This window comes from Empedobacter sp. R132-2, assembly GCF_030324375.1.
In the GTDB taxonomy this organism is placed as follows: domain Bacteria; phylum Bacteroidota; class Bacteroidia; order Flavobacteriales; family Weeksellaceae; genus Empedobacter; species Empedobacter falsenii_B.
The window spans coordinates 26,124-35,058 of sequence record NZ_JACAGG010000031.1; the positions used below are offsets into that span (position 1 = coordinate 26,124).

The window sequence follows — 8,935 nt, forward strand, 5'->3', positions numbered from 1 at the left end:
CCATTGAAAAGTGCTATCTTGTAAAAAGACTAAATTATTAATAGCTTAGCTACTAATTATTTTTTCTTTTTGTGTCTGTTAAGACGACGACGTTTTTTGCGTTTGTGCGTCGCTACCTTATGTCTTTTACGTTTTTTTCCGCTTGGCATGATACAATTATTTTATTGTTATTTGATTACGTTTGCTTCGCTAGTCTTTACATCTTCGATGAAAGTCTTAGCTGGTTTAAATGTAGGAACGTTGTGTGCTGGGATAATGATAGAAGTACCTTTTGTAATGTTTCTACCTGTTTTTTCAGCTCTAGTTTTAATAGTAAAAGAACCAAATCCTCTTAAGTATACATTTTCTCCTTCTACTAATGATTTAATCACCTCCTCCATAAACGATTCTACCACTCTTTGAGTATCGCTCTTTTCAAGTCCTAATTTACCTGAAATGTTATTTACTATTTCTGCCTTTGTCATAATTCCTCTTATTATTCTTAAATTTGAAAGCGGGTGCAAATATAACGATAGTATCCCAACAAAAAAAGATTTTTTCAGTTTTTATGAACTTCAACTATCTGATTTTGTCATATTTTGACAAAAATAAACGAGATTTACCTTGGCGTCATACAAAAGACCCATTTCACATTTGGTTGTCGGAAATTATTCTCCAACAAACAAGGGTTGACCAAGGTATGAAATTTTACAATAATTTCATACAAGAATTTGAGACTATTTTCGATTTGGCAAATGCCGACGAACAAAAAGTCCTAAAACTCTGGCAAGGACTGGGTTATTATTCCCGTGCCAGAAATTTACACTTCACTGCAAAGACGATTGCTGATGAATTAAATGGACAATTTCCGAATAATTTCAAGGATCTAAAAAAGCTAAAAGGCGTAGGAGATTATACTGCGGCTGCAATTGCATCTATTGTATATAATGAATCTGTGCCTGCTGTAGACGGAAATATGTTTCGAGTTTTTGCACGATATTTTAATATTACAGATGATATAAGTTCGCCAAAAACAAAGAAGATTTTCTGGGATTTGGGATTAGAAATCATTGATAAAAAACGTCCAGGTGATTTTAATCAGGCGGTGATGGATTTGGGTGCAACGATTTGTACACCAAAACAACCAAAGTGTGAAATTTGTCCGCTTAATGAGTCTTGTGAAGCGCTTCGATTAAATAAAGTCAACGAATTGCCTATAAAATTAAAAAAGACAAAAGTTTCGAATCGTTTTTTACATTTTATTCTCATCGAAAATGAAGATAAAATTGCCTTGTCTAAAAGAATTGGAAATGATGTTTGGAAAAATTTATTCACTTTTCCAAAAATCGAAACTGAGACTGATTTATTGGATGAAGGTTGGATTTTAGATCAAAATCTTGAAAATAATCTAACTTTTATCGAAGAAGAGAAACACATTTTGTCGCATCAAAATTTATTTATAAAATATTGGAAATTAAATGTATCTTTAAGAGATATAAAAAATTTGCAAGCCGAAAATGATTTTGAAATGATTGCTTTAAACGATCTCGAACATTATCCGCTTCCAAAACCAATAGAAAAATTTATAAATAAACATTATTTGGATTAACTTTGTAAGTAACAAGCCACTAAAAACCTATTACAACTATGAATGGAACAACGAATAAAGTACTTTTGATCGGAAATTTGGGTGATGATGTAAAATTGCATCATTTTGACGAACAAAATTGTATTGGACGATTTCCTATTGCAACGACAGAATCTTATATATCGAGAACGGGAGAACGAATTACAGAAACAGAATGGCACAATATTGTTACACGCAATAAATTGGCAGAATTATGTGATCGTTATCTGAAAAAGGGAGATAAAGTTTTTGTTGAAGGACGCATAAAAACGCGCAAATGGGATGATAACGGACAAACGCGTTATACAACAGAAATCGTAGCAAATTCAATCGAGTTTTTGACACCAAAAATTGACAATGAACAGCGTCAAGCCATGCAAAATGATCAGAACAAAGTTCAACAAAGTCAACAAAACACAACAGTTGTCGAGCCGCCTTTTATAGACGAAGGAGAAGACGATTTGCCTTTTTAGAAATTAAAAAATTAAATGAATTTTACAAAACTTAACGTTTTACGTTATACAATGAATTTTAAAACTATAATAGCATTATGTAGTAGTGCTATTTTTTTTGTGTCGTGCAATAAAAGCGAAGAAGTTGCCAAACCTTTAGGGCAAGTTCGCCTCGAGTATCCGCAGCAAACTTATCTATCATTCAAAGAAAATGTGCCTTATACTTTCCAATATTCAAACTTTGGGAAGGTAATTGCGGGAAAAAAACCAAACTCTTTCAATATTGTTTATCCACGAATGAAAGCGACAATTTACCTGACATATTTTCCGGTTCAGTCACCACAAGATTTAATCGTTCAAATAAAAGAAAGTGAAAGTTTTGTGCAAGAACAGACGGTTAAAGCCAGTTTTATCTCGCCACAGGAATTTTCTTTTCCAGAAAAAAAGGTTTTTGGTACTATGTATGAATTAGGAGGAGAATCAGCGATTAATATTCAATTTCATGCGACGGATAGTGTGAAGAATTTTTTAGCAGGTTCGGTTTATTTCAAAACTCAACCAAAACCTGATTCTTTAGCTCCAGCAGTTGATTATATCAAAAAAGATGTAAAAAAATTGTTAGAAACCTTAGAATGGAAAAAATAAACAGCTTTGATAAATAAATTCGATTAATTTTGTAATCGTTTAATAAAATTAGAACATAAATAAATTTAAAACAATATGTTAATACAGATAGCTACATTAATGCTTAGTTTGATGCTTTTAGTAATGTTGCACGAACTAGGACATTATGTAACAGCGCGATGGTTTGGCGTTCGTGTCGAACGTTTCTTTTGTTTTTTCGATGTGAAATTTGCCATTTGGAAAAAGAAAATTGGTGATACTGTTTATGGTATCGGTTGGTTGCCTCTTGGAGGATACGTAAAACTTTCGGGAATGATTGACGAAAGCATGGATTTGGAACAAATGAAACAAGAGCCAAAACCATGGGAATTCCGTGTAAAACCAGCTTGGCAACGATTAATCATCATGTTAGGAGGTATTATTGTAAATATCATTTTAGCGATGATTATTTATACTATTTTATTCATTTCTCAAGGAAAAAGCTTTGTTGATGTAAACAAAATGCAATATGGAATCGAAGCGAATGCAACGCAAACTAAATTCGGCTTGCAAAAAGGTGATATTCCAGTTGGTGTAAATGGTGTTAAATATCAAGCATTAAATGAAATAGGAAAAGAAGCCTTGTTGGGTGGTGAAACTTTAGATGTAAAACGTCAAGGAAAAGAAGTTTCTTTACCAATTACAGAAGATTTCAGAACTGAAATTTTAAACGCTAAAGGCGCTTTCTTTATTCCTCAAATGCCAACCGTTGTGGATTCTGTTGTTGAGAATAGTGCAGCACAAAAAGCAGGTTTATTAAAAGATGATAAAGTAATTGCTATTGATGGTTTCACAACACCTCTATTTTCAGATTTAACAAATAAATTAAAAGAATACAAAGGAAAAACAGTTTCTTTGAGTGTTGAAAGAAAAGGTGAGCCTGTAGAGTTGATGGTAAATGTAGATAAAGATGGAAGCATTGGATTCCTAAGATCAACAGCATATTTAGATTCATTAATTTCTAAGGAAGATTATACAATTGGTGAAGGAATCGCAAAAGGGATTGTAGAGCCATTTGAAGCGATTGCAACGCAAGTTCGTGGAATTGGGACATTGTTCCAAGTAAAAGACGGTCGTAAGCAAGTTGCTGGGCCAATTGGAATGGTAAAACAAATGCCAAAAGAATGGAACTGGTTATTTTTCTGGTCATTTACAGCTATGATTTCTGCTTGGTTAGCATTCATTAACTTATTACCAATCCCAGGTTTGGACGGTGGACATGCTGTTTTTGCTATCTATGAAATGGTGACAGGTAAAAAACCAAGTGAAAAAGTTTTAGAAAAAGCACAAATGGTTGGCGTTGTAATTATCTTAGGATTAATGGTATTCATCTTCGGTAACGATATTGTGAATATGATTTTTAAATAAATTTTAAAATATTTTTTGTGGGTGTAAAAAATACTTCTATATTTGCACCCACAATTAAGCAACATTCCTCCTTAGCTCAGTTGGTTAGAGCATCTGACTGTTAATCAGAGGGTCCTTGGTTCGAGCCCAAGAGGAGGAGCTTTTTTAGTGAAATGTCAAACAAAGACTTAAAAATAAAATTTTAAAATATCGGATTTTCCTCCTTAGCTCAGTTGGTTAGAGCATCTGACTGTTAATCAGAGGGTCCTTGGTTCGAGCCCAAGAGGAGGAGCAAAAAAGATAATCAATTTGATTGTCTTTTTTTATTATTAAAAGTTTTACTATTTAAATAATAAATATGAATATTCTGAACTCGTTTCAGATTCTCATCATAAACAGTATACAATGTTGAAATAAATTCAACATGACAAACCACTTCTACAGAAGTGTTTTTTTTATTATAAATACTTAAAAACGTTTAATTAATATCATTTTTCATATTATTGCCAATCAAAAAAATAACTTATGAAAAAACTATTATTATTTGCTACACTTTCAGCGACTACATTTTTCGCATCTTGTAATAACGATGATGATTCTAATGTAGAATCGCATGAAGAATTATTAATTGGTAAATGGCAGATTAAAAACTCTGGATATTATTTGAATGGAAAAGAAATAATTGAAGAATACAATGAATGTGATTCTAAAACAAGTATAACTTTTAATAAAAATTTTACTTATTATAATGATTTTTATGAAGGAGGAGGAAATGACCCTTGTTATCATAGCCCGTCTGAAGGAAAATGGAGTTTAAAAAACAAACGAATTACCTTAACAGAAAATAACACTAATGATACTGAAATAGAAAATATCGAAATATTAACAAAAAATAGTTTAAGAATTTCATTTGGAGATGAGGACGCCTTTTTTATTAATTATACAAAATAACAAAAAAACCTCTCAAAATTGAGAGGTTTTTATCATTATATAAAAATTCTTTCGAATTAATCTTCAGCAAATAATTCTGCTTCGTCAGCTGGATTATCAACTGATGGTTTTCCATCTACTGGCTCACCTTTGATTAATGCGACAATTTTAGCTTCAATTTCTTCTGCCAATTCAGGATTATCTTTCAATACTTCTTTTACAGCATCGCGACCTTGTCCTAATTTGCTATCGTTGTATGAATACCAAGAACCAGATTTGTTTACAATTCCTTTCTCAACACCCATATCCAAAATTTCTCCAACTTTAGAAATTCCTTCACCATACATAATATCAAATTCTGCTTGACGGAATGGAGGAGCAACTTTATTTTTAACCACTTTTACTTTCGAGTGATTTCCGATTACCTCATCTCCATTTTTGATTTGAGTAGAACGACGGATATCCAAACGTACAGATGCATAGAATTTTAAGGCGTTACCACCAGTTGTTGTTTCTGGATTTCCGAACATTACCCCAATCTTTTCACGTAATTGATTAATGAAAATCGCTGTACATTTCGTTTTATTAATTGTTCCTGTCAATTTACGTAAAGCTTGAGACATCAAACGCGCTTGTAATCCCATACGAGAATCTCCCATTTCACCTTCAATCTCCGCTTTTGGAGTAAGTGCCGCAACAGAATCAATTACGATAATATCTATCGCTCCCGAACGAATTAAGTTATCTGCAATTTCTAATGCTTGCTCACCATTATCTGGTTGAGAAATAATTAAGTTTTCTACATCAACACCCAATTTCGCTGCATAATAACGGTCAAATGCATGCTCAGCATCAATAAAAGCAGCGATACCACCAGCTTTTTGCGCTTCAGCAATAGCGTGTAACGTTAATGTTGTTTTACCTGAAGATTCAGGTCCGTAGATTTCTATAACACGTCCGCGAGGATAACCTCCTACTCCTAACGCTAAATCTAATCCCAAAGATCCAGAAGGAATTACTTCTATTTTATCATCAACAGCCGAATCTCCCATACGCATTACAGTTCCTTTCCCGTAAGCTTTGTCCATCTTATCTAAGATTAGCTGTAACGCTTTCTTTTTATTGTCTAAATCGCTCATTATATTATTTTTTATTTTTCTAAAATTTGTTTTGCGTGTTCTTTTGTTTTCACTTTTTCGATTACATCTGTAATCACTCCTTTTTCATCAATGATGAAAGTTGTACGATGAATTCCATCAAATTCGCGTCCCATAAATTTCTTTGGTCCCCAAACGCCGAAAGCATTCAAAATTTCGTGATTTTCGTCTGCAAGCAAAGGAAAAAGTAAATTGTTTTTCTCTGCAAAATTCTTTTGTCTTTTCACAGAATCTGCACTTATTCCAACCAAATGATAACCTTGAGCTTTCAACGCATTTTCGTTATCGCGCAAATCACATGCTTCTGCTGTACAACCAGGCGTACTTGCTTTTGGATAAAAGAAAACGACTAATTTTTTTCCTGCAAAATCATGGTACGAAACTTCGTTTCCATCTTGATCAATTCCTTTAAAATCTGGAACTTTATCTCCTATTTTTAACATCTTGATTTGTCTTTAGAACTTCTCGTAAAAATAATGATTAAATCTTGAATCGTAACTGATTTAACTAATTAATCTTTTATTTATACTACAAATGTAATGTTATATAACGCCAAAATAAGTCGCTTAAACTTTACTTTTTAAAATGAAGGTAAAAAAAGGAAAAGCTGTTATTTAAAAACTTACGAAAAATATTCGAACTTCAATTTTCTAATAGCGAACTTCGCATTTCGTAATACATAAAGCATAATTAAAGATGTTTCATTATTTTTACACAAAAAGTCTCAGAACTTATGATGTTAAAGAAAGAACGCGTCCAATTTGTGATTGATGAATTGGAAAAATTATATCCAGTTCCACCTATTCCATTAGATCATCAAGATGCTTTTACATTATTGATTGCCGTTTTATTATCTGCCCAAACAACAGATAAAAAAGTGAATCAAGTAACACCCGAATTATTTGCGAAAGCTGCTAATGCAAAAGCAATGTCGTTATTAGAAGTAGATGAAATAAAATATTATATCCGCGAAATTGGTTTATCAAATACAAAAGCCAAAAACATCAAACGATTATCCGAAATTTTAATCGAAAAATACGATGGAGAAGTTCCAGAAGGTTTTGATGAATTAGAAGAATTACCTGGCGTTGGACACAAAACTGCTTCGGTTGTGATGTCACAATGGTTTGGTCATCCAGCTTTTCCTGTCGACACACATATTCATCGTTTGATGAAATTATGGAAATTGACAAAAGGGAAAAATGTTGGAGAAACAGAAAAGGATGCGAAGAAAATATTTCCAAAAGAATTGTGGAATAAATTACATATTCAAATCATTTATTATGGACGTGAATATTCTCCTGCACGCGCTTGGAGTTTAGACAAAGATTTTATTACACGAAAAATGTTCGAATAAAAAATACCTTCCAAGATTGAAGGTATTTTCATTATTATTTTACAATTTCAAAAACTTGCAAACGAAGCTTTATCGTATCTACTTTACTCAACGTATCTTGCAAAATCAAATATTTTGGATCTAACTGCTTCACATAATAATTGTACGTTGTATCATTCAGAGACATCGTTAACAAACGTTTTGTTTTAGACGTATTATACACATACGTTCCTATCGTTTGTTCTTGTACACAATTTCCTTTTTCGGTTTTATACATGTTAGAATTATAATTCGTAACATCCGAAAAATCTAATGTAGACTGTCGCTCACAAGCCAACAACTTGTCTGTTTCCGTTATATTCCCTTTCGTTTTTCTAATTTCTTTCAATTGCCATTTTCCAGATCGCAACAATTGATCTTGCGATATTGCCAACGAATCGTCTTCTTTGCACGAAAAAACTGAAAGCAATAAAATTGATGCTAAAAATAGGCTGAATATATTTTTCATTCGGTTCAATAATTATGTGGTAAAAATAAAGATTTTGAATGACGTAAAGTGAATATAAAAAATAAACCTGAAAACTTATTTTCTTTATTTATTGTTTACGTAAAATATCATAACTGATTGTATTTGCTATTTTCTCAAATTTCTTATCAGAATCTACAATTTTTTTATCAATATATGTTTCAAAAGTTATCGTTTTATCTTGATTAATTTTCACAATTCTATCCTCAAAAATATAATCATCAATGTAAAATTGAATTCTATTATCAACAATTCGCCACAATGTTAATCGAGGCTCACTAGGAAAACAATTGCCATTACTTCCTTCTACATAGTTATAAATAGCATATCCATTATCCCAAATTGTATAATTTCTCATTAACCGACAATCATCAAATTCTTTAGACACTTTTTTGCCATTTTCATAAAAGCCCGATTCTTGTAATTTCCAAAAACCAATCACATTATCAGGTTTTAATTGTTGAGAAAACATTTTTGAAGAGAATAAGATTAATAGAATTAAAATAATTTTTTTCATAAGATTGATTTACCTTGTAAAGGTATATTTTTTACCTTATCAAATAAAAAGAATGAAAAAATTCATACTAGAAACTTCCGACAAATATCCAATTGCCGTAACCTCTTTTGGCGAAAACAACGCAACCAAAAAAATCATTGTCATTTCGTCTGCAATTGGTGTTAAACAAACTTTTTATGCCAAATGTGCAACGTATTTAGCTAATAAGGGATATTTGGTTTTTTCGTTTGATTATCGCGGAATCAGCGATTCTAAACCCAAAAAGTTAAAAGATTTTAAAGTGCATTTTACAGATTGGGCCGACAAAGATTTTTTAGGTTTGACACCATTAGCGTCCTAAACGTTAAAAGAAAGCGTAAAAAAAGCGCGTAAATTTCGGATCTCAAATTATCTTTGAGTTG

At 32.0% G+C, this 8,935-nt stretch carries 12 protein-coding genes and 2 tRNA genes; 9 read left to right on the forward strand and 5 right to left on the reverse strand.

Translation table 11 applies throughout. From position 1 onward, the window contains the following. Positions 1–167: 167 nt before the first annotated feature. Positions 168–464 carry an HU family DNA-binding protein gene (locus tag HXZ69_RS12355; protein WP_019975652.1) on the reverse strand — a complete coding sequence of 99 codons (297 nt, stop codon included), beginning with the start codon at positions 462–464 and terminating at the stop codon, positions 168–170. Between the two features lie 104 nt (positions 465–568). Here HXZ69_RS12355 and mutY point away from each other — a divergent pair, with 104 nt between their 5' ends. The 7 genes from mutY to HXZ69_RS12390 all read left to right on the forward strand — a co-directional run bounded on the left by mutY (position 569) and on the right by HXZ69_RS12390 (position 5,019). Next, positions 569–1,588: an A/G-specific adenine glycosylase gene (mutY, locus tag HXZ69_RS12360; RefSeq protein WP_286496159.1), complete on the forward strand. Its 1,020-nt coding sequence runs from the start codon at positions 569–571 to the stop codon at positions 1,586–1,588. Positions 1,589–1,626: 38 nt separating this feature from the next. Then, a complete protein-coding gene (locus tag HXZ69_RS12365) occupies positions 1,627–2,079 on the forward strand; it encodes a single-stranded DNA-binding protein (RefSeq protein ID WP_038334855.1) in 453 nt (150 codons plus the stop codon). Between the two features lie 15 nt (positions 2,080–2,094). Beyond that, positions 2,095–2,703, forward strand: coding sequence for a gliding motility lipoprotein GldD (gene gldD, locus HXZ69_RS12370; RefSeq protein ID WP_084106896.1), 609 nt, complete (start codon positions 2,095–2,097; stop codon positions 2,701–2,703). Between the two features lie 75 nt (positions 2,704–2,778). After that, on the forward strand, positions 2,779–4,089 hold the full coding sequence (gene rseP, locus HXZ69_RS12375) for an RIP metalloprotease RseP (protein WP_038334862.1): 1,311 nt from the start codon (positions 2,779–2,781) through the stop codon (positions 4,087–4,089). A gap of 65 nt (positions 4,090–4,154) precedes the next feature. Further along, positions 4,155–4,228: transfer RNA gene (locus HXZ69_RS12380), tRNA-Asn, on the forward strand. Between the two features lie 58 nt (positions 4,229–4,286). Then, positions 4,287–4,360, forward strand: a tRNA-Asn gene (locus HXZ69_RS12385). A gap of 233 nt (positions 4,361–4,593) precedes the next feature. Then, positions 4,594–5,019, forward strand: coding sequence for a lipocalin-like domain-containing protein (locus HXZ69_RS12390; protein WP_286496160.1), 426 nt, complete (start codon positions 4,594–4,596; stop codon positions 5,017–5,019). Positions 5,020–5,075: 56 nt separating this feature from the next. On the opposite strand, the gene recA is transcribed toward HXZ69_RS12390, so the two are convergent. Further along, the gene (recA, locus tag HXZ69_RS12395; RefSeq protein ID WP_038333157.1) at positions 5,076–6,137 is read right to left on the reverse strand and encodes a recombinase RecA; all 1,062 of its coding nucleotides are present in this window, start codon (positions 6,135–6,137) and stop codon (positions 5,076–5,078) included. 11 nt (positions 6,138–6,148) lie between these two features. Next, positions 6,149–6,604: a thioredoxin-dependent thiol peroxidase gene (gene bcp / locus HXZ69_RS12400; protein WP_286496165.1), complete on the reverse strand. Its 456-nt coding sequence runs from the start codon at positions 6,602–6,604 to the stop codon at positions 6,149–6,151. A 287-nt stretch (positions 6,605–6,891) separates the two neighbouring features. Here bcp and nth point away from each other — a divergent pair, with 287 nt between their 5' ends. After that, on the forward strand, positions 6,892–7,512 hold the full coding sequence (gene nth / locus HXZ69_RS12405) for an endonuclease III (protein ID WP_286496167.1): 621 nt from the start codon (positions 6,892–6,894) through the stop codon (positions 7,510–7,512). 34 nt (positions 7,513–7,546) lie between these two features. Here the strand turns inward: nth and HXZ69_RS12410 are convergent, their stop codons facing one another. Together HXZ69_RS12410 and HXZ69_RS12415 are read right to left on the reverse strand one after the other, a co-directional pair. Beyond that, complete coding sequence (locus HXZ69_RS12410; RefSeq protein WP_286496161.1) at positions 7,547–7,999, reverse strand: lipocalin family protein; 453 nt, start codon at positions 7,997–7,999, stop codon at positions 7,547–7,549. A gap of 88 nt (positions 8,000–8,087) precedes the next feature. Next, complete coding sequence (locus tag HXZ69_RS12415; protein ID WP_221855703.1) at positions 8,088–8,534, reverse strand: lipocalin-like domain-containing protein; 447 nt, start codon at positions 8,532–8,534, stop codon at positions 8,088–8,090. 52 nt (positions 8,535–8,586) lie between these two features. Here HXZ69_RS12415 and HXZ69_RS12420 point away from each other — a divergent pair, with 52 nt between their 5' ends. Then, complete coding sequence (locus HXZ69_RS12420; protein WP_286496163.1) at positions 8,587–8,874, forward strand: hypothetical protein; 288 nt, start codon at positions 8,587–8,589, stop codon at positions 8,872–8,874. Positions 8,875–8,935: the final 61 nt, after the last annotated feature.